At 67.8% G+C, this 26,659-nt stretch carries 25 protein-coding genes; 19 read left to right on the forward strand and 6 right to left on the reverse strand.

The annotated features are described in order from the left end of the window. Positions 1–342: 342 nt before the first annotated feature. The gene (locus tag HWX36_RS37040) at positions 343–948 is read left to right on the forward strand and encodes a hypothetical protein (RefSeq protein ID WP_244136331.1); all 606 of its coding nucleotides are present in this window, start codon (positions 343–345) and stop codon (positions 946–948) included. Beyond that, the gene (locus tag HWX36_RS06710; protein ID WP_175951414.1) at positions 930–1,559 is read left to right on the forward strand and encodes a type VI secretion system amidase effector protein Tae4; all 630 of its coding nucleotides are present in this window, start codon (positions 930–932) and stop codon (positions 1,557–1,559) included. The genes HWX36_RS37040 and HWX36_RS06710 overlap by 19 nt, the downstream gene beginning before the upstream one ends. Positions 1,560–2,096: 537 nt before the next feature. On the opposite strand, the gene HWX36_RS06715 is transcribed toward HWX36_RS06710, so the two are convergent. Together HWX36_RS06715 and HWX36_RS06720 are read right to left on the reverse strand one after the other, a co-directional pair. Beyond that, the gene (locus HWX36_RS06715; protein WP_175951415.1) at positions 2,097–2,942 is read right to left on the reverse strand and encodes a tetratricopeptide repeat protein; all 846 of its coding nucleotides are present in this window, start codon (positions 2,940–2,942) and stop codon (positions 2,097–2,099) included. Positions 2,943–2,950: 8 nt separating this feature from the next. Beyond that, positions 2,951–5,020 (reverse strand): bifunctional 2',3'-cyclic-nucleotide 2'-phosphodiesterase/3'-nucleotidase, encoded by a 2,070-nt coding sequence (locus tag HWX36_RS06720; protein WP_175951416.1) that lies wholly within the window; start codon positions 5,018–5,020, stop codon positions 2,951–2,953. A 293-nt stretch (positions 5,021–5,313) separates the two neighbouring features. Here HWX36_RS06720 and HWX36_RS06725 point away from each other — a divergent pair, with 293 nt between their 5' ends. The 10 genes from HWX36_RS06725 (at position 5,314) to HWX36_RS06770 (ending at position 14,345) form a co-directional block, all read left to right on the forward strand. Beyond that, positions 5,314–6,438: an ABC transporter permease gene (locus HWX36_RS06725; RefSeq protein WP_175951417.1), complete on the forward strand. Its 1,125-nt coding sequence runs from the start codon at positions 5,314–5,316 to the stop codon at positions 6,436–6,438. Beyond that, positions 6,435–7,343, forward strand: coding sequence for an ABC transporter ATP-binding protein (locus tag HWX36_RS06730; RefSeq protein WP_175951418.1), 909 nt, complete (start codon positions 6,435–6,437; stop codon positions 7,341–7,343). The genes HWX36_RS06725 and HWX36_RS06730 overlap by 4 nt, the downstream gene beginning before the upstream one ends. Positions 7,344–7,361: 18 nt before the next feature. Then, positions 7,362–8,291 carry an MlaD family protein gene (locus HWX36_RS06735; RefSeq protein WP_175951419.1) on the forward strand — a complete coding sequence of 310 codons (930 nt, stop codon included), beginning with the start codon at positions 7,362–7,364 and terminating at the stop codon, positions 8,289–8,291. 38 nt (positions 8,292–8,329) lie between these two features. Beyond that, on the forward strand, positions 8,330–8,953 hold the full coding sequence (locus HWX36_RS06740) for an ABC-type transport auxiliary lipoprotein family protein (RefSeq protein ID WP_175951420.1): 624 nt from the start codon (positions 8,330–8,332) through the stop codon (positions 8,951–8,953). A gap of 19 nt (positions 8,954–8,972) precedes the next feature. Beyond that, a complete protein-coding gene (locus HWX36_RS06745) occupies positions 8,973–10,124 on the forward strand; it encodes a VanZ family protein (RefSeq protein WP_175951421.1) in 1,152 nt (383 codons plus the stop codon). Positions 10,125–10,279: 155 nt separating this feature from the next. Beyond that, positions 10,280–10,597 carry a ferredoxin gene (locus HWX36_RS06750; protein ID WP_011694422.1) on the forward strand — a complete coding sequence of 106 codons (318 nt, stop codon included), beginning with the start codon at positions 10,280–10,282 and terminating at the stop codon, positions 10,595–10,597. A gap of 13 nt (positions 10,598–10,610) precedes the next feature. Continuing rightward, the gene (locus HWX36_RS06755) at positions 10,611–11,255 is read left to right on the forward strand and encodes an alpha/beta hydrolase (protein ID WP_021157030.1); all 645 of its coding nucleotides are present in this window, start codon (positions 10,611–10,613) and stop codon (positions 11,253–11,255) included. 497 nt (positions 11,256–11,752) lie between these two features. Beyond that, a complete protein-coding gene (locus HWX36_RS06760; protein ID WP_175951422.1) occupies positions 11,753–13,066 on the forward strand; it encodes a D-alanyl-D-alanine carboxypeptidase family protein in 1,314 nt (437 codons plus the stop codon). A 44-nt stretch (positions 13,067–13,110) separates the two neighbouring features. Next, positions 13,111–14,037, forward strand: a complete 927-nt coding sequence (locus tag HWX36_RS06765; RefSeq protein WP_175951423.1) for a D-amino acid aminotransferase — start codon at positions 13,111–13,113, stop codon at positions 14,035–14,037. Beyond that, a complete protein-coding gene (locus HWX36_RS06770; RefSeq protein ID WP_011353335.1) occupies positions 14,037–14,345 on the forward strand; it encodes a YbeD family protein in 309 nt (102 codons plus the stop codon). Before HWX36_RS06765 ends, HWX36_RS06770 begins: the two co-directional genes overlap by 1 nt. Here the strand turns inward: HWX36_RS06770 and HWX36_RS06775 are convergent. Beyond that, positions 14,329–15,315 (reverse strand): transcriptional regulator GcvA, encoded by a 987-nt coding sequence (locus HWX36_RS06775; protein ID WP_175951424.1) that lies wholly within the window; start codon positions 15,313–15,315, stop codon positions 14,329–14,331. The two genes, HWX36_RS06770 and HWX36_RS06775, sit on opposite strands and share 17 nt — an antisense overlap. Before the next feature lie 102 nt (positions 15,316–15,417). Between HWX36_RS06775 and HWX36_RS06780 the strand changes: the two genes are divergently transcribed. The 6 genes from HWX36_RS06780 to HWX36_RS06805 all read left to right on the forward strand — a co-directional run bounded on the left by HWX36_RS06780 (position 15,418) and on the right by HWX36_RS06805 (position 20,623). Continuing rightward, positions 15,418–15,744: a DUF2917 domain-containing protein gene (locus tag HWX36_RS06780; RefSeq protein ID WP_175951425.1), complete on the forward strand. Its 327-nt coding sequence runs from the start codon at positions 15,418–15,420 to the stop codon at positions 15,742–15,744. Between the two features lie 84 nt (positions 15,745–15,828). After that, entirely contained in the window at positions 15,829–16,584 is a 756-nt protein-coding gene (lipB, locus tag HWX36_RS06785) for a lipoyl(octanoyl) transferase LipB (RefSeq protein WP_175951426.1), read from the forward strand. After that, positions 16,577–17,569, forward strand: coding sequence for a lipoyl synthase (gene lipA / locus HWX36_RS06790; RefSeq protein ID WP_175951427.1), 993 nt, complete (start codon positions 16,577–16,579; stop codon positions 17,567–17,569). The genes lipB and lipA overlap by 8 nt, the downstream gene beginning before the upstream one ends. Positions 17,570–17,818: 249 nt before the next feature. Beyond that, entirely contained in the window at positions 17,819–18,835 is a 1,017-nt protein-coding gene (tauA, locus tag HWX36_RS06795) for a taurine ABC transporter substrate-binding protein (protein ID WP_175951428.1), read from the forward strand. A gap of 28 nt (positions 18,836–18,863) precedes the next feature. Beyond that, entirely contained in the window at positions 18,864–19,661 is a 798-nt protein-coding gene (locus HWX36_RS06800) for an ABC transporter ATP-binding protein (RefSeq protein WP_175951429.1), read from the forward strand. Next, complete coding sequence (locus tag HWX36_RS06805) at positions 19,661–20,623, forward strand: ABC transporter permease subunit (RefSeq protein WP_175951498.1); 963 nt, start codon at positions 19,661–19,663, stop codon at positions 20,621–20,623. Before HWX36_RS06800 ends, HWX36_RS06805 begins: the two co-directional genes overlap by 1 nt. Positions 20,624–20,658: 35 nt before the next feature. Here the strand turns inward: HWX36_RS06805 and HWX36_RS06810 are convergent, their stop codons facing one another. The 3 genes from HWX36_RS06810 to HWX36_RS06820 all read right to left on the reverse strand — a co-directional run bounded on the left by HWX36_RS06810 (position 20,659) and on the right by HWX36_RS06820 (position 24,271). Further along, positions 20,659–21,294: a LysE family translocator gene (locus HWX36_RS06810; RefSeq protein ID WP_175951430.1), complete on the reverse strand. Its 636-nt coding sequence runs from the start codon at positions 21,292–21,294 to the stop codon at positions 20,659–20,661. 64 nt (positions 21,295–21,358) lie between these two features. Then, the gene (gene ggt / locus HWX36_RS06815) at positions 21,359–23,236 is read right to left on the reverse strand and encodes a gamma-glutamyltransferase (protein WP_175951431.1); all 1,878 of its coding nucleotides are present in this window, start codon (positions 23,234–23,236) and stop codon (positions 21,359–21,361) included. 72 nt (positions 23,237–23,308) lie between these two features. After that, entirely contained in the window at positions 23,309–24,271 is a 963-nt protein-coding gene (locus tag HWX36_RS06820) for a LysR family transcriptional regulator (protein WP_175951432.1), read from the reverse strand. 248 nt (positions 24,272–24,519) lie between these two features. On the opposite strand from HWX36_RS06820, the gene HWX36_RS06825 reads away from it, so the two are divergent. Continuing rightward, a complete protein-coding gene (locus HWX36_RS06825; RefSeq protein WP_175951433.1) occupies positions 24,520–26,652 on the forward strand; it encodes a 3-hydroxyacyl-CoA dehydrogenase NAD-binding domain-containing protein in 2,133 nt (710 codons plus the stop codon). The last annotated feature ends 7 nt before the right edge of the window (positions 26,653–26,659 follow it).

Raw genomic sequence — 26,659 nt, forward strand, 5'->3', positions numbered from 1 at the left:
TTCAAGCGGAAGTGCATCGTCAAGCCAAATGAAGTCCGGCCCGGTTCTTGTCGGGTGATGGGAAAAGCATGGTCGATTCATATAAATTGATTAGGATTTCGAATTCGTCTGATTGATTCCCTTGTGCTGATTGGGCATTTTGGATGCCAACCATTGACGACGGGGAATCCAGATGAGCAACGGGCAAGAGTCGCCAGCATCTTCTTTTACGGTTATCTGTCGGTTTGCTGCGGAAAGCGGCCGGCGTATCCGGGCTGGCGATAAGACAGTCATCGAATCGGGAACGGTTCGTCTTTATACGGATACGAAGCGTTCGGGCGCGACGTTTCGAGGCGAGTCGGCATGATTCGTTATTTCCTCGCCAAAGGCGACCGGGGCGGTAACGCCGTGATCACGGAAGGGCTGGAGTTCGTCACGTGTTCCAATCCACCCCCGCGCGTACAGATCGCCACGCTCTACATGAAAACCTACTGCACGGCTTGCAAACGGGAAGGGTTCATCGCGCCGCAAGGTCCGCGTTTGCCTGGTACGGGGCCCAATGGGCAGCAGTGGGCATTGAGTGGCGATGTCAATGCATGTGGATGTAGTCCGCCCCCCGTCTTTTATGCCGAGCGTGGCATGAAGATGATTCTGACGTCAGAAGATGCGGCAGCCGCTGAGAAAAAACAACGAATTGCAGAGGTCAATGAAAAAGAGCATACCGTCGCGACGCGATCTGACGTTACTCCTACCTATGACGAACAGGTGCGCGCCTGCATTGGCACCAGGCTGCCGCAGAGCTATCCGTATTTGATCGAAATGGCCGATGGGCGCACGATCGCCGGGCGCGTCGATACCAATGGTCGATTGCCGCGAATCCATACCGAGATTTCCGGGAGTTACCAAATATATTGGGGTGAGGATGCGCTTGCCCACAAGGACTGGCCGTCATGCCCAACAGATCGATAATGGTGAGGGGAAATACGACCCCGCTCTCAATCAAGGAAGTGCAGCTTCGGGCAGTGACGTTCAGCGAGCTGTGGGATGCTTACCCGTCGGGTAACCCATATGACAACCCTGCTTATACAAACCAATGTGCAATTCGCGTGAGTGTTGCCCTGCATCGCGTCGGGGTCGACATGAAGTCGTTTTCGTCGAAGCTGGTCAAGCCGCTAGGCGATCAACCGAGTATTGGGAGAATTCTGATAGATGGGAAGGCGACGGCGACACGTGCCAATGAACTTGGGGCGTGGCTCAGGTTGCAACCATTTGCAGGTCTCGGAAAGGCGGAGGCAATTACCGGCGCGAACTGGGAGGCAAAAATAAAGGGACGTACAGGCATTGTCATGTTTGACGGTTACTGGACGCGCGCCGGCGAGTCGGAATCGAATGCTAGCGGAGGGCACATTGATCTCTGGAACGGCTCTCGAATGACGATGAATGGTTTCTGGGGTGCGACCGCCACGATAGGGCGATATATCGGGATAGCATCATTTCGGCAAGGTGCAAGTGTCCTGCCAAGCCTCAGCTATTCCGATTTCGGGAGATCGAATTCAATCTGGTTTTGGGAGATCGAGTGAAGCGATTCGCGATTACGCTTTCTGGAGTCTTCGGGGGCTTGCTATTGGCCTGGCTCTACCTTGATGCATACAGCCATATAAGATGGCCGGAAACTTCAGGCACGCCGGCGCGGGGATGCTACGAGATCGACAAATGCCCGATGTCATGGTGGCAAGGGCTGCTTTTTTTTACGTACTTGTTTGCGCCGGCGGTGTTCTTCGGCGCCATCAATGCAATAGCGTATCGGCGTTGGTCATGCAAAAGATGGAGTGCGGCGCTCGGAATCGGGACCCTGCTCACGGGTCTGCTTTATCTTGACCCTTACGTGTCCCGCTTGCTTTAGCGCTGCTCGCAATGACGGAGCGATCGTATGCCAGCGCCCGGCCAAACGACTCAATGCTCTTCGATCCGCTCCAGCGCGTCGAGGTTTTCCTCGGACGTCAACGCAGCATCCTGCCCTCCAGCGCCGGGCCGTGGCGGGCCGACCCGAGAATCAGCGCGCCGCTCTCGTCCCGATGGCTCGCGCCAGCACCCGCGCAAGCCGAACAACCATCACATCACGGCGCGACAACCGGATGCTTCAGCGCATGCGCGGTCTCGATCCACTGCGCGTGGAATTCGTCCGCGTCGGGCTTGAGCCCGAGTTCGCCGTTGCGATAGGCCATCGCGAGCGTCTGTACGGCTTCCGGCAGCTCGTGCTCGGCGGCGCGGCGATACAGCGCCAGCGCGCGCGCCTCGTCGCGCGGCACGCCGCTGCCTTCGCGGTACGCGTTCGCGAGCATGAAGTCCGCGGCCGGAATGTCCGCGCGCGACGCGATCTCGAACCAGTGCGCGGCCTGCACCGGATCGGCGGCGACGCCGTAGCCGCTGCGATGGATCAGCCCGAGGTAATACGCGGCGGCCGGGTCGCCCTGCGCGGCCGCTTCGCCGAGCAGCGTACGGGCGCGTGCATAGTCCTTCGGCATGTCGCCGCTGCCGAGCAGCAACGCCTTGCCGAGCGCGAGCTGCGCGCGCCGGGCGGCCGGCGCGTCGGCCTTGCTGTCTGCCGTCGCGGCCGTTTCCAGCCAGCCGCGCCCCTCGTCGCGCAGCCCCGGTTCGCGGGCATCGACGAGCGCGATGCCGAGCGCCGCCTGCGCGGCGCCCGAGCCGCGGCGCGCGAGCGTGCGCAATTGCGCGAGTGCATGCGGCTCGGTGGCCTGCGTGACCATCGCCTGCCACTCGTCGAGCTGCGCGGCGCTCGGCGCGGGGCCGGCGCCACGCAGGCCAGTTGTCGCGACGACGGCCGCGACGGTCATGGCCGCCGCCGCGAGCAGCGCGGCCGGCGGGAGTTTCGCGCGCAGCAGGCGCCGCGCGGCGGCGGCGAAGCCGGTTTCGGCCGGCCGCATCGTCCGGATCGGTTGCATCGCGTGTCTCATTGCGTGAGGTCGATTTCGTAGGTGGCGAGGTTCTTGCCCGAGCCGTCGTCGGCCGCGACCTGCGTGATGCCGGTCAGGCCGGCCGCCGCCGCGTCGCCGAGACGGTTCGGCGCGGACGCGAACTGCACGTGCGCGACCGAGCTCGCGAGTTTCGTGAAGCGCCAGCTGCGCTGCGCGCCGTCGGCCGCACGCGTGATCGCGCCGCGCTTCTTGATGAATGCGATCAGCACGTCGCGGTTCGCATCGGGCGACGCGAAGATCGTCTTGCTGCCGTCGAGGCCCGGGAAGTTGCCGCCGCCGCTCGCGCGATAGTTGTTGGTCGCGACGATGAACTGCGCGTTCGGGTCGATCGGCGCGCCCTTGTACGTCAGGTTCCTGATCCGGCTGCCGACCGGCTGCGTGACGTCGATCTCATACGCGAGATCGGCCGACGTGAACATGTCGAAGTTGTAGCCGGGGAACGTGCTGACGAGCGGCTGCACGGTTGCCTTGGTCGGGTCGATCCGGTTGAAGCGCTTCGCGGCCGTTTCGAGCCAGTTCTTCACGTCGGCGCCGCTTACCTTCACCGCGTACACGGTGTTCGGGTACAGGTACAGGTCGGCCGCGTTGTTGATCGCGAGCGCGCCCGGCGCGACGTCGGTGTAGTCGGTGCCGCCGCCGAAGCCGCTCTTGAACGGCGCGCTGACCGACAGCACCGGCAGCGACGCGTATTGCGGCAGGTTCGCCTGCACGTAGGTCTTCACGTAGTCGGCCTGCGCCTCGTTGACGATCTGGATCGCGCCCGGGTCGCCTACGTCGGCGAAGTACGAGTTCATCCGGTAGTCGGTCGAGCCGATCGGCGTCTTCACGTAGTCGATCGTCGCCTGGTGCTCGGCGGCAATCGCGGCGGACACGGACGGATCGGCCGCGACGTAGCTCTTGTCGGCGTTCTGGATCGGTCGCGCCTCGACGGTCGTCTGCGATTTGTCGACGCTCCACGTCTTGCCGTCGAACTTCAGGCCGAGCTTGATCACGCCGAGGTGCTTGCCCCAGTAGTTGGCCATCACGGTCGGCACGCCGTTGACGGTGCCCTTGACCTTGTCGACGCCTGGCAGGTTGAATTGCGACACGGTGCTGTTCGCGTCCGGGAACACCTGGTGCGAGTGGCCGATCAGCATCGCGTCGATGCCGGTCACCTTCGACAGCCACCAGCTGCCGTTCTCCATCGTCGGCGAATACGCGGAATTGTCGAGGCCGCCGTGCGAGATCGCGACGACGAGATCGGCGCCCTTCGCGCGCATCTCCGGAATGTACTTTTCGGCGGCTTCCTTCAGGCCGGTCGTGTAGACCTTGCCGTCGAGCCAGCGCTTGTCCCAGTTCATGATCGCGGGCGGCGTGAAGCCGATGATGCCGATCTTCACGGGCGCGCTGATCGTCTTGCCGTCCGGCGTCGTCGCGGTCACGGTGCGGGTCAGGATCGTGTACGGCGCGAACAGCGGCGCGTTGGTCTTCGCGCTGATCACGTTCGCGAGCACCTGCGGGAAGTTCGGGCCCGCGCACTTCTTCTGCTGGGCCGGCGCGGGCAGGCCGTCGACCTCGAACGTGTTGCCGGTCACCTGCGACAGGTACGGCAGCCCGTAGTTGAATTCGTGGTTGCCGATCCCGCCGCCGTCGAATTTCGCGGCGTTCATCACCTTGTAGATCGCGAGCGTCTGGTCGCAGCCGACCGGCTTCACGAGCGCCTGGTAGTCCGACAGCGCGGTGCCCTGGATCGTGTCGCCGTTGTCGAGCAGCAGCGTGTTCGGATACTGCGCGCGCGCCTGCGCGATCAGCGTCGACACGCGCTCGAAGCCGAGCGAGTTGTCGGCGGCGAGCTTGAAATAGTCGTACGACAGCACGTTGGTGTGCAGGTCGGTCGTCTCCAGCAGCGCGAGCGTGGCCGTCGTGCCGACGGGCGCCTGGGCCGCCGGCGGCGTCACCGGCGGCGAGGTGACGTCGTCGCCGCCGCACGCGGCGAGGATGAAGGCGAGGCTGGCGAGCACGGCGATGGCCGGCATGCGACGGCGGGAAAGCGGGGGGAGACGCATCGGTTGTCCTGTTCGGTGTTCTGTTTTATGGAGTGCGCGGTACGCAACGCATGGCGGCGCGGGGCGCCGACGGCCTGATGTGCGGCGCGTGAGAGTATCGAAAGAAAACGTGACGGAAGAATGAAAGGTGATGAAGCCGGCAACGGGCAGGGGGCGTCGGCTTCCACGCGCACCCCGGGGCGGGCGTCCCGGGCCGGACGCCCCAGCCAGGCGTTCCCACGGAAATCCTCACGTCGCGTCGCCGGGCGGTTCGCTACAATGGCCGCTGTCACCATTTTGCAAACAACCTGCCCTTGGACTTCGAGACTCCTCCCGGCCTGTCGGTCGATGCCGGCGGCCAGGGCCAGACGGTGCGCCTGACCGGCCAGTGGACCGCGCTCGCGCTTGCACGCAATCGCGGCGTGGTCGCGCGCCGCGTCGCGAGCATCGCGTCCGGGCGCGTGAGCGAATGGGATCTGTCCGGCATCGAGCGGCTCGACCACGTCGGTGGCCAGGCGCTGTGGCGCGTGTGGGGGCGCAAGCTGCCGGCCGGCGTCGCGCTGAGCGACAACCAGCGCACGATCTTCGAGCGCATCGAGCGGCTCGACAGCCAGCGCGAGGCGCCCGAGCGCATCGTGCGCGTCGATCCCGTCACGCGGCTCGGCCAGGCAATCTTCACGTTCGGCGAACACCTGCAGGGCGGCATCGCGATGTTCGGCCTCGTGATCCTCGACGCGCTGTCGGTGCTGCGCCGCCCGCGGACGATGCCGTGGAAGGAACCGTCGGCGAACATCTACAGCGCGGGCACGCAGGCGCTGCCGATCACGGCGCTCGTCGCGTTCCTGATCGGCATCGTGCTCAGCTACCTGTCCGCGCAGCAGTTGCAGATGTTCGGCGCGAACCGCTACATCGTGAACATTCTCGGGCTGTCGGTGATCCGCGAGCTCGGCCCCGTGCTGTCGGCGATCCTCGTCGCGGGCCGCTCGGGCTCGGCGATCACCGCGCAGATCGGCGTGATGCGCGTGACCGAGGAGCTCGACGCGATGCGCGTGATGGGCATCCCGCACGGGCTGCGGCTGGTCCTGCCGCGCGTGCTCGCGCTCGGCGTCGCGATGCCGCTGCTCGTGATGTGGACCAACATCATCGCGCTGACGGGCGGCGCGCTTGCCGCGAAGCTCGTGCTCGGCATCGACGTCAACTATTTCGTGCGCTCGCTGCCGGGCGTCGTGCCGATCGCGAACCTGTACATCGGGGTCGGCAAGGGCGTCGTGTTCGGCATGCTGATCGCACTGGTCGCCTGCCATTTCGGCTTCCGGATCAAGGCGAACTCGCAGAGCCTCGGCGAAGGCACGACCACGTCGGTCGTGTCGTCGATCACGGTCGTGATCCTCGCCGACGCGGTGTTCGCGATCCTGTTCCAGAACGTGGGGCTCGGATGAACGTGTCGAACGAAACGGACGCCCACGCCGCGGCCATCGGAGCCGGGTCGATCGGCACGCCGGCGGCGGCGGATGCCGCCGACCTCGTGATCGAGGTGCGCAACCTGACCAAGCGCTACGGGCGCAACATCATTCACCAGAAGCTCGACTTCGACGTGCGGCGCGGCGAGATCGTGTCGATCGTCGGCGGCTCGGGCTCCGGCAAGACGACGCTCGTGCGGCAGATCCTCGGCCTCGAGCGGCCGACCTCGGGCACGATCAAGGTGTTCGGCGAGGATACGGCGACGATCGACGACGCGAGCGCGCGGATGATGCGCACGCGCTCCGGGATGCTGTTCCAGCAGGGCGCGCTGTTCTCGTCGATGACGGTGTTCGACAACGTCGCGCAGCCGCTGCGCGAGCTCGGCCGCGTGCCGCCGGATCTGCTGCACGACATCGTGATGTTGAAGCTCGAGATGGTCGGGCTGCCGTGCAAGCACGCGTCGAAGATGCCGGCCGCGCTGTCGGGCGGGATGGTCAAGCGGGTCGGCATCGCGCGCGCGATCGCGCTCGAGCCCGAGCTGCTGTTCCTCGACGAGCCGACGGCCGGCCTCGATCCGCAGGCGTCGGACGAATTCGTCGAGCTGATCGCGACGCTGCACCGCACGCTCGGCCTGACCGTCGTGATGGTGACGCACGATCTCGACACGATGGTCGCGCTGTCGACGCGCGTCGCGGTGCTGGCCGACCGCAAGGTGCTCGTCGCCGCGCCGGTCGAGGAGGTCGCGAACGTCGACCATCCGTTCATCCACGAATATTTCCTGGGGCTGCGCGGGCGCCGCGCATTGCAGGCGCTGCCGCCCGAGCGGCGCGCGAAGCTGCCGAAGGCGGCCCTCGAACCGGCGCTGTCGAGCGTCGAGCTGTAGGCACGAAGGAATCCGCGAATGGAAAACAAATCACATGCGTTCTGGGCCGGCCTGTTCACGATCGCGCTGACGCTCGCGATCGCGGGCACCGTGTTCTGGTTCAACGTCGACCGTACCGTGCGCGTGCCGTACGACCTGCTCGCGCGCACCAACGTGACGGGGCTGTTTCCGGACGCGGCCGTGCGCTTTCGCGGCCTCGACGTCGGCAAGGTGCAGTCGATCGGCTTCGATCGCGTGCATCCGGGCCAGATCCGGATCCGCATCCTCGTCGACCACGACGCGCCGATCACGCAGTCGACCTATGGCAGCCTCGGCTTCCAGGGCGTGACGGGCATCGCGTTCGTGCAGCTCGAGGACACGGGCCGCGATCTGGCGCCGCTGCCGTCGTCGACGAAGGCGATCGCGCAGATCCCGATGCGCCCGAGCCTGTTCGACCAGATCCAGGAGCGCGGCGATGTGCTGCTGCGGCAGCTCGAACTGGCCGCGAAGAGCGCGAACGCGCTGATGTCGCCCGAGATGCGCGAGCAGCTGCGCGCGACCGCTGAAAGCCTGCAGCACGCGGCCGATGGCGCCACCACGCTGACGAAGCAGCTCGGCCCGGCGGTGACCGCGCTGCCGGAAACGATGCACGAGGTGAACCGCGCGATGGCGTCGGCGAACACGCTGCTGCAGCCGAACGGGCCGCTCGTGTCGAACCTGAACAAGGCCGGCACGGCCGCGGAGCAGATCGGCGTCGCGCTGAACGGTCTCAACGCGCGCGTGCAGTACGACACGCTGCCGCGTTTTAACGCGCTGGCCGGCAGCGTCGGCGACGCATCGCGGCAATTGAAGGACGTGGCCGGTGAACTTGGCCGCAATCCGCGCAGTCTGTTGTTCGGTTCGCCCGGCGCGGCGCCGGGGCCCGGCGAGCCGGGCTTCGTCTGGCCGGGTGCGACGGCCGGGCAGTGATACCCATCGAAACCGGAAACATCATGCAGGAACACGCCATGCCACGAATCCTTGACCGCGCGCTGCGTCCCGCCGCGGCCGCGCTTGCCGTGCTGACGCTCTCGCTCGCGGCCGGCTGCGCCGGCAACAGCGCGGTGCTGTCGAATGTCCGCTACGACCTCGGGCCGGCCACGTCGGTCGTGACCGCAGGCCCGGGCCCCGCGCTGAAGGTGCTCGACGTTGCCGCGCCCGACGCGCTCGACTCCGACAAATTCGCGTACCGTCTCGCCTACGTGGACGCGCAGCACGTGGCCGTCTATCGCGACAGCCGCTGGACCGCGCCGCCCGCGCAACTGCTCACGCAGCGGCTGCGCGGCGCGCTGTCGTCGCGTGGCACGGTGCTCGAAGGGTCCGACGGCGTGCGCGCGCCGACGCTGAAGGTCGACCTGAACGAATTCGAACAGGTGTTCGACGGCCAGTCGCAGAGCCACGGCGCCGTCATCGCGCGCGCGACGCTGATGCTGGACGGCAAGGTGCTCGGCCAGCGCACGTTCGTTGCACGCGCGCCGTCGAGCACGCCGGACGCGGCGGGCGGCGCCCGCGCGCTCGCGACGGCGAGCGACCAGCTCGTGTCGCAGATCGCCGCGTGGGTCGGCATGCAGGCGTACGCGGGCACGCCGTGACACGTGCCGCGCAGCCGCGATGAGCGCGACCGGTACGCCTCGCGCCTCGCCGTTCGCGCGCCAGGCCTTTGCCGCTTACGCGGCACTCATCGTCTACGCGTCGCTGTATCCGTTCGAAGGCTGGGTATCGCTCGGCATCGGGCCGTTCGACTACCTGTTCGCGCCGATGCAGCGCTACGTGACCGCATTCGACGTGGTCACGAACGTGCTCGGCTACATGCCGTTCGGTGCGCTCGCCGTGCTCGCGCTGCACCCGCGCCGGCGCGGCGTGGCCGCGACGCTGATCGCGGCCGGGCTCGGCGTGCTGTTGTCCGGCTCGATGGAAGCGCTGCAAACCTACCTGCCGACGCGCGTCGCGTCGAATCTCGATCTCGCGGCCAACGCGCTCGGCGCGCTGCTGGGCGCGGCGCTCGTCGCGCCGGCCACCGGTGCGCTGCTCGATCGCGGCGCGTTGCGCCGGTTGCGCTTCGCGTGGTTCGAGGACGACGGCGCGACACCGCTGCTGCTCGCCGGGCTGTGGCCGTTCGCGATCCTGTTTCCGTCGCCGTTCCTGTTCGGCATCGGCGACTGGCCGGCCGCGCTGTGGGAGCGGGCCGACGCGTCGATGCAGGACGCGCTGCTTGCGTGGTTGCCGGCCGCGTGGCGCGTGGGCGAATGGCCGGAGCGCGTCGACGGCTGGCTGTCCGACTCGGGGTGGGAGGCCGCGCTCGGCGGGTTGATGCTGTTCGCCGCGCTGACGATCGCGTCGCTCGCGATGCGGCCGCGCGCGCCGCGCATCCGGCTCCTGATCGCGCTCGTCGCCGCGACGCTCGTGCTGAAGGCGGCCGCGACGTTCATGCAGTCGGCCACCGGCCTCGTCGTCGTGTGGGCGACGCCCGGCGCGCGGCTCGGGATCGAGCTCGGTTTCGCGGCCGCGCTCGTCACGCTGCACGTGCCGGCGACCTGGCGCGCGACGCTTGCGGCGCTCGCGCTGCTGGCCGGCGTGGCGCTCGTGAACCTGCTGCCGGTCAACCCGTTCTTCGACTTCACGCTGTCGGGCTGGCGGCAGGGGCGCTACCTGCACTTCAACAGCCTCGCGCGCTGGCTCGCGTGGATCTGGCCCTACGCGGCGCTGATCTGGCTCGGCCAGCGCGTCGAGCATGCGTGGCTGCCGGCCGCATTGCGGCGGTGACGCGGTGACGCGGCGGCTGCGATAACGCGGCCGCAGCGTTATCGCGGGCAGCGCCGTGCGCCGCTCGCTATAATCGTCCGCATCCTCCGTTGCCCCGCGCAGCGGCAACCGCTCCTCTTTCCGCACGGCCTCGCGCCGGGCCGCTCGTCACCATCATGGATTCCTACTACCAGCACCACGTCTTCTTCTGCCTGAACCAGCGCGAACCGGGCGCCGAACGCCCGAGCTGCGCGCAATGCGATGCGCAGACCATGCAGGAATACGCGAAAAAGCGCGTGAAGGAGCTCGGCCTCGCGGGGCCCGGCAAGGTTCGCATCAACAAGGCCGGCTGCCTCGACCGCTGCGAGGAAGGGCCCGTGATGGTCGTGTATCCGGAAGGCACGTGGTACACCTACGTCGACCAGGCCGACATCGACGAGATCGTCGAATCGCACCTGCGCGACGGCAAGGTCGTCGACCGCCTGAAGATCTGAGCGGGCCGGCCGAATGAACGTACATACGCAGAAGTCGCTGATCGCGGGGCCGGTCGGGCAGATCGAAATCGCGGTCGACCTCCCCGACGCGGTGCGCGAAGGCGGCGCCGCGCCGCGCGGCATCGCGCTGGTCGCGCATCCGCATCCGCTGTTCGGCGGCACGATGGACAACAAGGTCGCGCAGACGCTCGCGCGCACGCTCGTGCAGCTGAACTACGTCGTGTTCCGGTCGAACTTCCGCGGCGTCGGCGCGACCGAAGGCGTGCACGACAACGGCACCGGCGAGGCCGACGACCTGCTCGCGGTGCTCGCGCACATGCGCGCGCAGCCTGCGTATGCCGACCTGCCGCTCGTGCTCGCGGGCTTCTCGTTCGGCACGTTCGTGCTGTCGCACGTCGCGAAGCGGCTGCGCGACGCGGGCGAGACGATCGAGCGGATGGTGTTCGTCGGCACGGCCGCGAGCCGCTGGCAGGTGGCCGACGTGCCGGAGAATACGCTCGTGATCCACGGCGAAACCGACGACACGGTGCCGATCGCGTCCGTGTACGACTGGGCGCGGCCGCAGGAACTGCCGGTCGTCGTGATTCCCGGCGCCGAGCATTTCCTGCATCGCAAGCTGCATGTGCTGAAGCGCATCATCGTCGACGCATGGCGCTAGTCGGTGCGCGGGTGCCGGCGTAACGCCGGTAGCCCGCGTCGCCTCTCGCACGGGATCTCCGGCACGCGCCGGACGCGCGTTCCCGCCGCGCGACATCGCGCCGCCGCGTGCGGCGCAACCCGACTTCCACCTCGCCTGCGCACGCCTTTCGCACAGCTTCGCGTGCGATGACGTGCGGCTTGCCGTCACCCTGCGCCCGATGCCGATGTGCGGCCGATGTGCGGCCGTCCGGCGCCAGGTTCGCGAAAACGCCCTGCGCGGCCACGTATAATGGCCGCATTCCGCGTCGCCCGCGGCCCGGCTGGGCCCATGCGGCGCTCGTTTCGCCGCCTGTCCGCCCGCTCGCGACGGCCGCGAACCGAACGCGTCCGCACGAGTCCAACCGGCGCGTTTCGCGTCGCCCGACGATCTCGGGCGAGTGCCCGAAACGCCCGCCGCCTTGCCGTTCAACCCTGCGCGTTTCGCACCGCACTTTCTGCCATCAGCCTGAATCGATCATGCGTCTGTCTCCCCAAGGCCTCAAGTCCCTCGCTTCTTCCATCGCCTTTGGCACCGCCGCGCGCAACGTCGCGCTCGGCGTGATGCTGCCCGTTGCGCTCGCGTCGACGATCGTCGTCGCCGAGGCGAAGCCGGCCGCCAAGGCCCGGGCCGCGCATGCAGCGCCGGCCGCCACCGAGCAGTTCACCGGCGCGCCCGCGACCTACATGCCGGGCGCGGTGCCGCCGCCGGGCGTGAATGCACGCTCGTGGGTGCTCGTCGATGCGACCAGCAACACGGTGCTCGCGTCGGGCAATGCCGATGAACGCGTCGAGCCCGCATCGCTGACGAAGCTGATGACGGCGTACCTCGTGTTCGAGGCGCTCGACAAGAAGAAGATCTCGATGGAGCAGATCGTCACGCCGAGCGAAGCCGTGCGCCGCGTCGGCCGCGACGAGTCGCGCATGTTCATCGAGGCGAACAAGCCGGTGTCCGTGCACGATCTCGTGTACGGGATGATCATCCAGTCGGGCAACGACGCCGCGATCGCACTGGCCGAACTCGTCGGCGGCAGCGAAGGGCAGTTCGTCACGATGATGAACGACGAGGCGCAGCGCCTCGGCATGAAGGGCACGCACTTCGCCGACGTGAACGGCATGCCCGACCCGAACCACTACACGACGGCCGGCGATCTCGCGAAGCTGTCCGCCCACCTGATCCGCGATTTTCCGCAGTACTACAGCATCTTCTCGGAGAAGGAATTCAAGTACAACAACATCCGCCAGGGCAACCGCAACCGCCTGCTGTGGCTCGACCCGACGGTCGACGGCCTGAAGACGGGCCATACGCAAGCGGCCGGCTACTGCCTGATCGCGTCGGCGAAGCGCGCGATTCCGGGTGTGGACGGCCAGCGCCGCCTGGTGTCGGTGATGATGGGCGAGCAGAAGGAAGGCGAGCGCACGCAGGACAGCATGAAGATGCTGAACTACGGCTACAGCGCGTTCGATTCGGTGCGCCTGTTCAAGGGCGGCCAGGCGATCTCGACGCCGCGCATCTACAAGGGCAAGGACAACACCGTGCAGGTCGGCGTGCAGGGCGACCAGTGGGCGACCGTGCCGCGCGGCCTCGGCGACAAGGTCAAGACGGAAGTCGACGTCAACGCGCCGCTGATCGCGCCGCTCGCGGAAGGCCAGCAGGTCGGCACCGTGAAGATCGTCGCCGACGGCAAGACGCTGTCGGAATTCCCGGTCGTCGCGCTGCAGGCGGTGCCGGAAGCGGGTATCTTCGGGCGTATCTGGGACTCGATCCTGCTGATGTTCAGCAAGAAGAAGTAAGCACGACGGGCCTTTGTTTCCACGACTTCATCCCCATCATAGCCATGAGCCAAGCCGAATTCGAACCGATCGTCTACCTCAGCGTGTCGTCGCAGGAGGAAATGGTGCCGCTGTCGGAAGCCCGCGTACCGGTGCTGGACCGCGGGTTCATCTTCGGCGACGGCGTGTATGAAGTCGTTCCCGTCTATGCGCACGACGGCGCGCACGTGCCGTTCCGGATCGAGCAGCATCTGGCGCGGCTCGAGCGCAGCCTGAAGAAGATCGGCATCGCGAGCCCGCACGATGCGGCGGGCTGGCGCGCGCTGATCGAACGGGTGGTCGCGGCGAACGCCGAAGGCCTCGGCGACGGCAACGCGCTCGTCTACCTGCAGGTGACGCGCGGCGTCGCGAAGCGCGGCCACGCGTTCCCGGCGAACGCGGTGCCGACGGTGTTCATGATGACGAGCCCGCTGCGCCTGCCGTCCGCCGAAGAGCGCGCGCAGGGTGTGCGCTGCGTGACGGCCGAGGATCGCCGCTGGCTGCATTGCGACATCAAGTCGATCTCGCTGCTCGGCAACGTGCTGATGGCGCAGCATGCGGCCGAACGCGATGCGTTCGAGACGCTGCAGCTGCGCGACGGCAACCTGACGGAAGGCTCGTCGTCGAACGTGTGGATCGTGAAGAACGGCGAACTGCTCGCACCGCCGCGCAGCAACAAGATCCTCGAAGGGATCCGCTACGCGCTGATCGAGGAACTGGCGGATGAATGCAAGATCCCGTTCGTTGCACGCGAGATCAGCGAAGTGGAGTTGCGCGCAGCCGACGAAATCATGATCACGTCGGCCACGAAGGAAGTGCTGCCCGTCACGTCGCTCGACGACCTGCCCGTGCAGGGCGGCAAGCCCGGCCCCGTGTTCGCGGCCCTGTATGACGCGTACCAGCGCGCGAAGGCGCGCGAGTTTGAACAGTTTGACCTAACCCGGAGAAAATGATGAGCGAACCGACCAAAACCATCGAGGTGACCGGCGCGATCGATACCCGGAAGGAGTCGCTGCTGGAGTTCCCGTGCGATTTCCCGATCAAGATCATGGGCAAGGCGCACCCCGAGTTCAAGGACACGATCTTCAAGGTCGTGGCCGTTCACGACAACGAGATCGATGTCGAGAAGATCGAGGAGCGTGCGTCGAGCGGCGGCAATTACACGGGCCTCACGATCACCGTGCGGGCGACGAGCCAGGAACAGCTCGACAACATCTACCGCGCACTGACCGGCCATCCGATGGTCAAGGTTGTGCTCTAAGCGCCTTCCATCCTCCTTCCTGCGCGCACTCGGCGGGACGCTTCCCCGCCGCGCGCCGCGCGTCCAGCTCGTCGCACAGCCGCTTGTATTCGGCGACTTCCTCGAACAGCCAGTTCCGGAACGCCTGCACGCGCGGCGCATTCAGCAGCGGCGGCGGGCACACGAAAAAATAATGCCACGGGCTCGGCTCGTCGATGTCGAACAGGCGCACGATGCGTCCGTCGAGCAGGTCGTGCACCGCGAGCGAGCGGCGCACCAGCGCGATGCCCTGGCCGTCGATCGCGGCCAGCAGCAGGTTCGACGAATCCTGGTACAGAATCCCCCGCTTCGGCTCGGTCAGCGTCTTGAGCCCGGCCGCGTCGAACCACGGGCGCCACAGCTCGTCGTCCGAGCGCAGCAGGTTGTAATGCACGAGATCGGCGGGTGTCTGCGGCAGCTTGCCGCCGTTCAGCGTCGGCGCGCACGCCGGAAAGAACACTTCCTCGAACAGCGGCTCGACATGCAGCCCCGGATAGCTGCCGAAGCCGAAGCGGATCGCGAGATCGACGTCGTCGCGCGCGAAATCGGTGAGCGTGTTGGTCGACTGCAGCTCGACGTCGATTTCCGGATGCCGCTCGATGAACGTGCCGATGCGCGGCGTGATGAAGCGCGCGGCGAACGACGACAGCATCGACACCACGAGCCGCCGGTCGCGGTCGCTCGCGCGCACGTCGCGGGTCGCATCGGCGATCACCATCAGCGCGGTGCGGATCTGCTGTGCGTAGCGCATGCCGGCGTCGGTCAGGCACAGTCGCTTGCCGTTGCGCGTGAAAAGCTGCACGCCGAGCTCCTCCTCGAGCGCGCGCACCTGGTGGCTGACCGCGCCGTGCGTGACGAACAGCTCGTCGGCGGCGCGGGAGAAATTCTCGTGACGGGCGGCGGCTTCGAACGCGCGAATCGCGTTCAGCGCGGGCAGCTGGCGGAGGTCCATTTGCTAATTTTCCTCACATCGACGTGAAAATTGGTCGTTTTGTCGGACGCCTTGAAGTGACTACGATTGTAGCCATCGAAGCATTTATTGGCGGAGTCGATCATGCAAGAAATTTCTTCAAGCATCACGTTCGAAATCCCCGCGGGCGAAACCGTGCCGATGAAGGTGCAACGCAGCACGCGGCTGGTGGTGCAGCGCGGGCCGGTGTGGGCGACGCGCAGCAACGACGTCAACGACTACTTCCTGGTCGACGGTGAAACGCTGAAGCTGCGCCGCGGCGAGCGGCTGTGGCTGAGCGCGGAAGGCCGGGAGGGCACGTGCGTGGCATTCTCGGTGTCGCGGCCGCCGCGGGAAGTCGCGCTCGGCGGGCTGGCGCGGCTGCGCGAACGCGTGAGCGCGCTGCTCCATGACGGATGGCGCACCGTCTGACCATCATTTCTTTCGACGGATAACGGTGATCCGTCCCCTCTCCCGGGCCGGCGAGACCCACGGGTTTTCGGTAAACTACCGCCCATGTCCGTTTCGCCGGTTTCCATCGTGTCCACGCCTGTTGCCGTTTCCGCATCGCCCGCCGGGTCACCGGATCAGCCGGCCCAGCCGGTCACCGTGCGCTGGCGGGGCGTCGAGACCTACGAGGCGAGTTTCGACGCAATGCGCGCGTTCACCGACACGCGCACGGCCGACACCGGCGACGAGATCTGGCTGGTCGAGCACCCGCCCGTCTACACGCTCGGCCAGGCCGGCGACCCGGCCCACCTGCTGGTGGCCGACAGCGGCGTGCCGCTCGTGAAGGTCGACCGCGGCGGGCAAATCACTTACCACGGCCCCGGCCAGATCGTCGCCTACCTGCTGCTGGACCTGCGCCGGCGCAAGCTGATGGTGCGCACGCTGGTGACGAAGATCGAGGAGGCCGTGATCGAAACCCTCGCGGCGTATAATCTCGCTTCGGTCCGCAAGGCGGGCGCGCCCGGGATCTACGTGGCATCCGGCGTGCACGAGGGCGCGAAAATCGCGGCCCTCGGCCTGAAGATCCGTAACGGCTGCAGCTATCACGGGCTGAGCCTGAACGTGAAGATGGATCTGCGCCCGTTTCTTGCGATCAACCCGTGCGGCTATGCCGGACTGGAAACCGTCGACATGGCGAGCCTCGAGGTTGCCGCCGACTGGAACGACGTCGCCCATACGCTGGTGCGCCGTCTGATCGCCAACCTCGACGGCGCATCCGCGGCCGCCGACAAGCCGCAGGCACTGGAACAATCGAATGACTGACGTTACCGCTTCTCCCGCACCGGCCGATTCGGCCGCGACCGCTGCCTACGATCCGACCGCCAAGCAGAAGGCGCAGGCGAAGACGGCGCGCATCCCGATCAAGGTCATTCCGATCGAGAAGCTGAAGAAGCCCGAGTGGATCCGCGTGAAGGCGGCCACCGGCAGCTCGCGTTTCAACGAGATCAAGACGATCCTGCGCGAGCACAACCTGCATACGGTGTGCGAGGAAGCGAGCTGCCCGAACATCGGCGAATGCTTCGGCAAGGGCACCGCGACGTTCATGATCATGGGCGACAAGTGCACGCGCCGCTGCCCGTTCTGCGACGTCGGCCATGGCCGCCCCGATCCGCTGGATCCGGACGAGCCGAAGAACCTCGCGCGCACGATCGGCGCGCTGAAGCTCAAGTACGTGGTGATCACGAGCGTCGACCGCGACGACCTGCGCGACGGTGGCGCCGGCCACTTCGTCGAGTGCATTCGCGAAGTGCGCGAGCAGTCGCCGGAAACGCGCATCGAGATCCTGACGCCGGACTTCCGCGGCCGTCTCGACCGCGCGATCTCGATCCTGAACGCCGCGCCGCCGGACGTGATGAACCACAACCTCGAAACGGTGCCGCGCCTGTACAAGGAAGCGCGCCCGGGTTCGGACTACGCGCACTCGCTGAAGCTCCTGAAGGATTTCAAGGCGCTGCATCCGGACGTCGCGACGAAGTCGGGCCTGATGGTCGGCCTCGGCGAAACCGAAGAGGAAATCCTGCAGGTGATGCGCGACCTGCGCGCGCACGACGTCGACATGCTGACGATCGGCCAGTACCTGCAGCCGTCCGAGCACCATCTGCCGGTGCGTGCGTACGTGCATCCGGATACGTTCAAGATGTACGAGGAAGAGGCGTACAAGATGGGCTTCACGCACGCGGCGGTCGGCGCGATGGTGCGGTCGAGCTATCACGCCGATCTGCAGGCGCACGGGGCCGGGGTGGTCTGAGCGCCGCGTTCCTGCGGCAGTCACGCAGTCGAAAAAGCCCGCAGCGATGCGGGCTTTTTTGCTGGTGCGGCCGCCATTCCTGCGGTCGCACGGCAATCGTCACCCGACCGGACGCGCAATCCGGTCGAGCATGGAAAGCAAAGCTGAAACGGCATCGATAGCTTCGCACGATAAGTTCGCTCCCGCCGCGCGCAAAGCTCCTATAGTCGGCTCTCCCGCAGCAATGCCCGCATTCCGAAGGAGAGCCGCATGTCCCGCTTCAGCTTCATCCGCCGCGCCGTCGTCGCACTGACCGCCTTTGCCGCGCTCGGCGCGGCGCACGCCGAATCGCGCGAAGTCGTGATCGCGTACCAGGACATGGTCGTGCCGTGGCGCTACGCGCAGGCGAGCGGTGAAGTCGAAAAGGCGACCGGCTACAAGGTCAGGTTCCGCAAGCTCGACAGCGGCGCCGACGTGATCCGCGCGCTCGCGTCGGGCTCCGTGCAGCTCGGCGAAGCCGGCTCGAGCCCGATCGCGGCCGGCCTGTCGCAGGGGCTCGACATCTCGCTGTTCTGGGTGCTCGACAACATCAACGACGCCGAGGCGCTCGTCGCGCGCAACGGTTCCGGCGTCACGAGTATCGCGGCGCTGAAGGGCAGGAAGATCGGCGTGCCGTTCGTGTCGACGTCGCATTTCCACACGCTCGTCGCACTGCAGGCCGCGGGCGTCAATCCGAACGACGTGAAGATCGTCAACCTGCGCCCGCCCGAAGTCGCGGCGGCGTGGGCGCGCGGCGACATCGACGCGACCTACATCTGGGATCCGGTGCTCGCGAAGGTCAAGCAGTCGGGCACCGTGCTGACGACGTCGGGGCAAGTGGCGAAAGAAAGCGGCAAGGCGACCTTCGACGGCTTCGTCGTGAGCCGCAAGTTCGCGCGCGAGAACCCAGAGTTCGTCACGCGTTTCGTGAAGGTGCTGGCCGCCGCCGATGCCGACTATCGCGCGCATGCGGCGGCGTGGAAGGTCGGCTCGCCGCAGGTCGCGGCGGTGGCTAAGGTATCGGGCGCGAACGCGCAGGATGTGCCGGCCAGCCTCGCGCTCTACGCATTCCCGACGGCGGCCGAGCAGGCGTCGCCGACGTGGCTCGGTGGCGGCGCGCAATCGGGCGCCGCGAAATCGCTCGCGGCCACCGCCACGTTCCTCAAATCGCAAGGCACGATCCAGACGGTGCTCGCCGACTACTCGGCCGGTGTCGATCCGCAGTTCGTGCAGAAAGCCGCGCGCTGAGCGCGGTGAACATCGCGGAGTCCTGAACATGAGTACGCTGGAAGTCCGTCAGGTTTCGGTGGCCTATCCGGGCGAGCGCGGCAGGCCGACGACGCAGGCGCTCGCACGCGTCGACCTGCGCATCGAGGCCGGTGAATTCGTCGTCGCGCTTGGCGCGTCCGGGTGCGGGAAGACGACGCTGCTGAACTGCATGGCCGGCTTCGTCGTACCGACCACCGGTGAGGTACGCGTCGACGGCGTGCCGGTCACGGGCCCCGGCGCCGATCGCGGCGTCGTGTTCCAGAAATACGCGCTGCTGCCGTGGCTTAACGTGCTCGACAACGTCGCGCTCGGGCTGCGCTTCGCGCGCGTGTCGAAAGCCGAACGCGAAGCGCGGGCGCGGGAAATGCTCGCGCTCGTCGGGCTCGACGGTCATGCGCATGCGCGCGTGTACGAGCTGTCGGGCGGGATGCAGCAGCGGGTCGGCATCGCGCGCGCGTTGGCAAGCGACCCACGCGTGCTGCTGATGGACGAGCCGATGGGCGCGCTTGACGCGCTGACGCGCGGCACGATGCAGGCGCTCGTGCTCGACGTGTGGGCGCGCACCGGCAAGACGGTGTTCTTCATCACGCACGATGTCGAGGAGGCGCTGTTCCTCGCGACGCGTCTCGTCGTGATGACGCCCGGCCCCGGCCGGATCGCGGAAACTTTCGAACTGCCGTTCGCGCGCCGCTACGTCGAATCGCGCGATGCGCGTGCGGTGAAGTCTTCACCGGATTTCATCGCGTGGCGCGAGCGTCTGATCGCGTACCTGCATCGCGACGAAGCGGCCGAGGTGGCCGCGTGATGCATGAACTCGCGCGACAGGGCGCGTCGGTCGGACGCGGTCGGATCAGCACTTTGCACAGGCAGGACAGCATGAGCACGCAGGATTCGTGGGCGGCCGACGCGACGGCCGCAGGTGTCGAGCAGGGCGATCGCACGCGGACTCGGGCGGCGGAACGTCGTGCGTCGTCGTCGCGGCGCTACCGGTTGCCGGGGGAAGGGAAGACGGCCGGGTTGAGCGCGGCGACGGTCGCGGCGCTGGCCGTGCTGTGGTGGGTCGCCACGCATCGCCAGTGGTTGCCGCCGCTGTTCCTGCCCGCGCCGGAAGCCGTGTGGACGGCATTCGTCGATGCGTGGCATGGCCGCATCCAGGGTGGCCTGCCATTGTCCGAGCACCTGCTGTGGAGCGCCGCGCGCGTGTTCGGCGCGTTCGGGCTCGCGACCGCGATCGGCGTGCCGGCCGGCATCCTGATGGGCGTGAGCCGCGTTGCGCGCGGCGTGCTCGATCCGCTGCTGGAGTTCTACCGGCCGTTGCCGCCGCTCGCATACCTGCCGCTTGTGGTGATCTGGTTCGGCATCGACGAAACGGCGAAGCTCGTCGTGATCTTCCTCGCGTGCTTCGCGCCGATCGCGATGGCCGCACGTGCCGGCGTGCGCGCGGCGACGGTCGAGCAGATCAACGCCGCGTATTCGCTCGGCGGCAGCTTCGCGCAGATCGTGCGCCACGTGGTGCTGCCGGCCGCGCTGCCGGAGATCCTCACCGGGCTGCGGATCGCGATCGGCTTCGGCTGGACGACGCTCGTGGCGGCGGAGATGGTCGCCGCGACCGCCGGGCTCGGGCAGATGGTGCTCAACGCATCGAGCTTCCTGCGCACGGATATCGTCGTGATGGGCATCCTGATCATCGGCGCGATCGCGTGGCTGTTCGATCTCGCGATGCGGTGGGTCGAGCGGCGGGTGGTGCCGTGGAAGGGGCGGGGGTGAGCGAGGTTTGTTGCGACGTGTCGAGCGTCCTCGCATCAGGTTGCGGTGCCGCGTCGATAGAGGCTGAGGGCAACCGCCAGCCCGGCCAGCATGCCGGCGCAGCCGCGATTGAGCCATTTCAGGGCTTTGTCGGACATGACCTTCATCGCGTGATAGCCACTTGCCGCGTAAGCGCCCATCAACAGGACATCGATCGTGGCCGTCAGAATCGCTAGCGTCGCGTACTGGGCTGCGACGTTCGATTGGGGCTGGATGAACTGCGGCAGGAATGCCGAAAAGAACAGCAAGCCCTTCGGATTTGATAGTGCGACAAGCAGCGAGCGCTTGAATGCGGAGCGGCCGTCGCGTGCTCCGTCTGCTCGCACGGTGTCGGCCAACGGCAGGGATGTAGGGGCACGCCAGAGCGCCCAGGCGAGGTAGAGCAGGTACGCGGCGCCCGCCCACTTCAGCATGACGAACAGGTGTTCCGACGCTTGCATGAGTGCGCCGAGCCCACATCCCACCGCGCCGATCAGAATCAGGTCGGACAGCGCCGCTCCGGCGATGCCGTAAGCGGCGATGCGCATGCCGCGTGTGGCACCGTTGTTCAGCGCCAGCAGCATCGTCGGGCCGGGCGTGACCGTGACGGCGGATACGGTGATGACATACAGCACGAGTGTCGTCGAATTCATGTCGCGGCTCCTCGAGGGCAGAGGGTGCCAGTCTACGCGAGATCGAGGTGCCCGCCTGCCGGTGTCAATCCCCCATCGCCACCCCTTCCCGCCGCGGATCGGCCCCACCGAACCACACCGTCTGCCCCTGCACGTTCAGCCGCTGGATCCCCTGCAGCCCCGAGTTCATCTCGACGATCTGCACGTCGTGCCCGCGGCCCTTCAGCCCGTCGGCGAGCGCGTCCGACACGCGGCCGCGTTCGAGCTGCGTCGGCCCGTTCATCGACCCGAAGTTCGGCAGCGCGATCGCCTGCTGCATCGTCATCCCCCAGTCGAGCACGCCGACCAGCGTCTTCGCGACGTGGTTGATGATCGCGGGGCCGCCGGCCGAGCCGACGACCATCGTCACCTGCTTCGTCTTCTTGTCGAACACGAGCTCCGGCGACATCGCCGAGCGCGGCCGCTTGCCGGGCTGCACGCGATTCGCGACCGGCCGGCCGTTGTCGTTCGACACGAACGAGAAATCGGTGAGCTGGTTGTTCAGCATGAAGCCGCGCACCATCAGCCGCGAACCGAACGCGTCCTCGATGCTGGTCGTCATCGACAGCGCCTGGCCATAGCGGTCGACGATCGCGATGTCGGACGTGGACGGCAACTCGAGGCTGCGGTCGTCGGCCATCGCGAGCGTCGCGCCCTGCGGCGTGCCGGCCTGCGCGACGCCCATGCTGTTGTCGCCGATCAGGTGCGCGCGCTGCGCGAGATAGGTCTTGTCGGTGAGGCTCGCCCAACTGCCGCCCGGCAGCGGCACGAAATCGGGATCGGCGACATAGCGCGCGCGGTCCGCATACGCGAGGCGCCCGGCCTCGCTGAACAGGTGCGCGGCGAACGGCGTCGGCTCGTAGCCGACATCGTTGCGCACCGGCTTTTGCGCGCCGATCTGCTGCCAGTCGGGCATCGCCTCGAGGATGCCGAGCATCTGCGCGATCGCGAGGCCGCCCGACGACGGCGGCGGCATCCCGCACACGACCGAGCGACGGTAGTCGGTGCACAGCGGCGTGCGCACCTTCGCCTTGTAGCGCGCGAGATCCTGCAGCGACAGCAGGCCCGGGTTGGTCGGGTGCCTGCGCACCTTGGTGACGATGTCGCGCGCGATCGCGCCGCTGTAGAACGCGTTCGCGCCGCGCTCGGCGACCTGGCGCAGCACGGTTGCGAGCGCGGGGTTCTTCAGCACCGTGCCGGCCGCCTTCGGCGTGCCGTCCGGGTTGTAGAAGTACGCGCGCGCGGCCGGGTCGTTCTTCAGGTACTTGTCGTTGGCGATCAGCGTCGCCAGCCGCGGGCTGATCGTGAAGCCGTGCTCGGCGAGCCGGATCGCCGGCTGGAACAGCCGTCGCCACGGCAGCTTGCCGTGCGCGCGGTGCGCGGCGTCGAGCATGCGCAGCACGCCCGGCGTGCCGACCGAGCGCCCGCCGACGACACCTTCGTAGAAGCGCATCGGCTGGCCGGTCGGCCCGTAGAACAGGCGATCGGTCGCGGCGGCCGGCGCGGTTTCGCGGCCGTCGTAGGCCTGCGTCGCCTTGCCGTCGAAGTACAGCAGGAACGCGCCGCCGCCGATCCCCGACGATTGCGGCTCGACGAGCGCGAGCACCATCTGCGTCGCGATCGCCGCGTCGATCGCGGTGCCGCCGGCCTTCAGCATGTCGTAGCCGGCCTGCGTCGCGAGCGGGTTCGCGGCCGCGATCATGAAGTGCTGCGAGGTCCAGCCCGGCTTGTCGGTCCAGCCGGACGACAGCTCGGGCGCATGAAAACCGGGCAGCGGCACGGCGGCGCCCGATGCGGCGGCGACGGGCACCACCGCGCCCGACGACGGCGTGGACGGGGACGTGCAGCCGGCGTTGAACGCGACGAGCGCGACGGCGGCGAGCAGCGTCCAGGAGCGCGAATGCGGACGAATCCGGTCGAACATTGAACCCTCGGCAGCAGTGAATTCGAATGAAGCGATGGTGCGGGCGCAACGCGGCTGCCCGCCCCGGGCGCGCTATTGTCGCCGCGCGGCCGGCGGCTTGTCACCCGACAGGAAACCCTGACGCATCGCGCCGGGCCCGCCCCGGCCGGTCTTTCCGGCCTGTTCGAGGATGAACTCTATGAACGTCGACGTCGCACGCGTGTGGTGCCGGTTCGGCATGTAGAGCATGTACATATGCGTGCCGAAGATGCTGAGCCGGTACGCGTCGAGCGACGTGACGACCGTGCCGCGCCGGATGTCGTCCTGCACCACGTAGTCGGGCACGATGCCGACGCCGATCCCGCCGAGGATCGCCTGCCGCAGGAACAGGAAGTTCTCCGAAATCAGCGTGGGCTCGAGCAGCACCTCATGGCGCTCGTCGCCGAGATACGCGGCGATCCTGAGCTGCCGGCCCATCACCGTCGCGGTGACGACGGGAGCGGCCGACAACGCGCCGAGGCTTGACGGCATGCCGTGCTCGGCCGCGAATGCGGCCGACGCGCACGCGACGTAGCGTACCGCGCCCATGTCGCGCGCCACGAGGTTCTGCGGCGGCTCCGGCATCACGCGCACCGCGATGTCGATTTCGTCGCGCATCAGGTCTTCCACGCGGTTCTCGAACACGACGTCGAGCACGATCCCGGGATGCAGCCGCTTGAACGCGAGCAGCCAGTCGGACATCACCATCTGCCCGTAGCCGCTCGGCACCGACAGCCGCACGCGGCCCTGCAGGTCCTGGCCGAGCGTCGTCACCGATTCCTGCGCGGCGAGCAGTTCGTTGCGGATGCGCCGGCCGTGCTCGTACAGCTTCAGCCCGATTTCGGTCGGCTCGATGCGCCGCGTCGTGCGCCGCACGAGCTGCTGGCCGATCGAGCGCTCGAGCTGGTTCAGCCGGTAGCTGACATTCGCGCGGCTCATCTTGAGCCGCTGCGCGGCCTTGCTGAGATTGCCGGCGTCGAGGATCTCGACGAGCAGCGTCAGCGCGTTCAGGTCCATGCGTGTGCTCCTGATCCGTCCCGTTTAACGGTCGGAAAGCATTCAATGTCAAGTCAGACTTGACAGCTTGTAAAGGCGTGCGGGAATTGTCAATGAATCTAGATCAATCGAGAATCGGGTCATGCCCGGCGTCAGGCCGGATCTTGTCCCGCTTCGTGCGGGACCGGGGCTGGTGCCCCGGCGCCGCTCGCGTGGCCGCGAGCCACGAACCGGCGTCGACGCACCGGCCGCCGCGTCAAGGAGACACGATGAACTCACCCGCTTCCCCCACCAGCCCTGCCGGCATCGTCACGCGCGAGCGGCGCGACAAGGTGCTCGTCGTCACGATCGACCACCCGCCCGTCAACGCGTTGTCGGCCGACGTGCGGCGCGGCCTCGCCGACGCGCTCGACGCCGCGCAGGCCGACGACGCGATCCGCGCGGTGCTGATCGTCGGCGCCGGCCGCAACTTCATCGCGGGCGCCGACATCCGCGAGTTCGGCAAGCCGCCGGCGCCGCCGTCGCTGCCCGATGTATGCGAGCGGATCGAGTCCAGCGCGAAGCCGGTCGTGGTCGCGCTGCACGGCGCGACGCTCGGCGGCGGCCTCGAGGTCGCGCTCGCCGCGCATTACCGGCTCGCGGTGCGCGGCGCGAAGCTCGGGCTGCCCGAAGTCACGCTCGGCCTGCTGCCCGGCGCGGGCGGCACGCAGCGCGCGCCGCGCCTGATCGGCGCGAAGGCCGCGCTCGACCTGATGCTGACGGGCCGTCATGCAAGCGCCGAAGAAGCGCTCGCGCTGGGCCTGGTCGACCGTCTCGCGCACAGCGACGACACGCTCGCCGAAGGCCTCGCCTACGCGCAGGAACTCGTGTCGCTCGGCGCGCCGGTGCGCCGCACGCGCGATGCGCAGGGGCTCGCCGACCGCGCGTCCGCGCAAGCCGCGATCGATGCGGCGCGCGCGGAGCTGCCGAAGAAATCGCGCGGCCTGTTCTCGCCCGCGAAGATCGTCGACGCGGTCGAGGCCGCGCTCACGCAGTCGTTCGACGCGGGGATGAAGCTCGAGCGCACCCTGTTCCTGCAGTGCATCGACAGCCCGCAGCGCGCGGGCCTCGTGCATGCGTTCTTCGCGGAGCGTGAAGCGGCGAAGGCGCCCGAGGCGCGGCGCGCGAGCGCGCGGCCGGTCGAGCGGATCGGCGTGGTCGGCGGCGGCACGATGGGCGCGGGCATCGCGGTCGCGGCGCTCGATGCCGGGCTGCCGGTGACGATGATCGAACGCGACGAAGCATCGCTCGCGCGTGGCCGCGCGCACGTCGAGAAGGTGTACGACGGCCTCGTCGCGAAAGGCCGGATGACGCCGGCCGCGCACGCCGCGCGGCTCGCGCGCTTCAAGGGCAGCACGTCGTACGATGCGCTCGCGCAGGCCGACGTCGTGATCGAGGCCGTGTTCGAGGACATGGCCGTGAAGCAGGCCGTGTTCGCCGAACTCGCGCGGGTGTGCAAGCCGGGCGCGGTGCTCGCCACCAACACGTCGTATCTCGACATCGACGCGCTGGCCGCGAGCATCGACCGGCCGGCCGACGTGATCGGCCTGCATTTCTTCTCGCCGGCCAACGTGATGAAGCTGCTCGAGATCGTCGTGCCGGCGCGCGTGAGCGCGGACGTCGTCGCGACCGCGTTCGCGCTCGCGAAGCAGTTGAAGAAGACGCCGGTGCGCGCGGGCGTGTGCGACGGCTTCATCGGCAACCGGATCCTCGCCGTCTATCGCACGGCGGCCGACTACCTGATGGAAGACGGCGCGTCGCCGTACCAGATCGATCGAGCGGTGCGCGAATTCGGCTTCCCGATGGGGCCGTTCCAGGTCGTCGATCTCGCGGGCGGCGACATCGGCTGGGCGACCCGCAAGCGCCGCGCGGCGACGCGCGACCCGCGGGCGCGCTACGTGGAGATTTCCGACCGGCTGTGCGAGCGCGGCTGGTTCGGCCAGAAGACGGCGCGCGGCTACTACCTGTATCCGGACGGTGCGCGCGTCGGCACGCCGGACCCGGAAGTCGAGACGATCGTCGCGCAAGAGCGCGCGAAGAAGGGCGTCACGCCGCGCAAGTTCACCGACGACGAGATCCTGCGCCGCTACCTCGCCGCGATGATCAACGAAGGCGCGAACGTCGTGCACGAGAAGATCGCGCTGCGCCCGCTCGATGTCGATGCGGTGTTCCTGTACGGCTACGGCTTCCCGCGCCATCGCGGCGGCCCGATGCATTACGCGGACACGATCGGCCTCGCGAACGTGCTCGCCGATATCCGCGCGTTCGCGAAGGAGGATCCGCTGTTCTGGAAGCCGTCGCCGCTGCTCGTCGATCTCGTCGCGCGCGGCGCGGATTTCGCGAGCCTGAACCGCATCGACTGAACGCCCA

Source organism: Burkholderia sp. BCC0405 (genome assembly GCF_902833075.1).
GTDB lineage: Bacteria > Pseudomonadota > Gammaproteobacteria > Burkholderiales > Burkholderiaceae > Burkholderia.

Coding starts and splice junctions, on each gene's coding strand:
- HWX36_RS37040 (WP_244136331.1), top strand. CDS start 343: ATGATTCGTTATTTCCTCGCCAAAGGCGACCGGGGCGGTAACGCCGTG.
- HWX36_RS06710 (WP_175951414.1), top strand. CDS start 930: ATGCCCAACAGATCGATAATGGTGAGGGGAAATACGACCCCGCTCTCA.
- HWX36_RS06715 (WP_175951415.1), bottom strand. CDS start 2,942: ATGCAACCGATCCGGACGATGCGGCCGGCCGAAACCGGCTTCGCCGCC.
- HWX36_RS06720 (WP_175951416.1), bottom strand. CDS start 5,020: ATGCGTCTCCCCCCGCTTTCCCGCCGTCGCATGCCGGCCATCGCCGTG.
- HWX36_RS06730 (WP_175951418.1), top strand. CDS start 6,435: ATGAACGTGTCGAACGAAACGGACGCCCACGCCGCGGCCATCGGAGCC.
- HWX36_RS06735 (WP_175951419.1), top strand. CDS start 7,362: ATGGAAAACAAATCACATGCGTTCTGGGCCGGCCTGTTCACGATCGCG.
- HWX36_RS06740 (WP_175951420.1), top strand. CDS start 8,330: ATGCCACGAATCCTTGACCGCGCGCTGCGTCCCGCCGCGGCCGCGCTT.
- HWX36_RS06745 (WP_175951421.1), top strand. CDS start 8,973: ATGAGCGCGACCGGTACGCCTCGCGCCTCGCCGTTCGCGCGCCAGGCC.
- HWX36_RS06750 (WP_011694422.1), top strand. CDS start 10,280: ATGGATTCCTACTACCAGCACCACGTCTTCTTCTGCCTGAACCAGCGC.
- HWX36_RS06755 (WP_021157030.1), top strand. CDS start 10,611: ATGAACGTACATACGCAGAAGTCGCTGATCGCGGGGCCGGTCGGGCAG.
- HWX36_RS06760 (WP_175951422.1), top strand. CDS start 11,753: ATGCGTCTGTCTCCCCAAGGCCTCAAGTCCCTCGCTTCTTCCATCGCC.
- HWX36_RS06765 (WP_175951423.1), top strand. CDS start 13,111: ATGAGCCAAGCCGAATTCGAACCGATCGTCTACCTCAGCGTGTCGTCG.
- HWX36_RS06770 (WP_011353335.1), top strand. CDS start 14,037: ATGAGCGAACCGACCAAAACCATCGAGGTGACCGGCGCGATCGATACC.
- HWX36_RS06775 (WP_175951424.1), bottom strand. CDS start 15,315: ATGGACCTCCGCCAGCTGCCCGCGCTGAACGCGATTCGCGCGTTCGAA.
- HWX36_RS06780 (WP_175951425.1), top strand. CDS start 15,418: ATGCAAGAAATTTCTTCAAGCATCACGTTCGAAATCCCCGCGGGCGAA.
- lipB (WP_175951426.1), top strand. CDS start 15,829: ATGTCCGTTTCGCCGGTTTCCATCGTGTCCACGCCTGTTGCCGTTTCC.
- lipA (WP_175951427.1), top strand. CDS start 16,577: ATGACTGACGTTACCGCTTCTCCCGCACCGGCCGATTCGGCCGCGACC.
- tauA (WP_175951428.1), top strand. CDS start 17,819: ATGTCCCGCTTCAGCTTCATCCGCCGCGCCGTCGTCGCACTGACCGCC.
- HWX36_RS06800 (WP_175951429.1), top strand. CDS start 18,864: ATGAGTACGCTGGAAGTCCGTCAGGTTTCGGTGGCCTATCCGGGCGAG.
- HWX36_RS06805 (WP_175951498.1), top strand. CDS start 19,661: ATGCATGAACTCGCGCGACAGGGCGCGTCGGTCGGACGCGGTCGGATC.
- HWX36_RS06810 (WP_175951430.1), bottom strand. CDS start 21,294: ATGAATTCGACGACACTCGTGCTGTATGTCATCACCGTATCCGCCGTC.
- ggt (WP_175951431.1), bottom strand. CDS start 23,236: ATGTTCGACCGGATTCGTCCGCATTCGCGCTCCTGGACGCTGCTCGCC.
- HWX36_RS06820 (WP_175951432.1), bottom strand. CDS start 24,271: ATGGACCTGAACGCGCTGACGCTGCTCGTCGAGATCCTCGACGCCGGC.
- HWX36_RS06825 (WP_175951433.1), top strand. CDS start 24,520: ATGAACTCACCCGCTTCCCCCACCAGCCCTGCCGGCATCGTCACGCGC.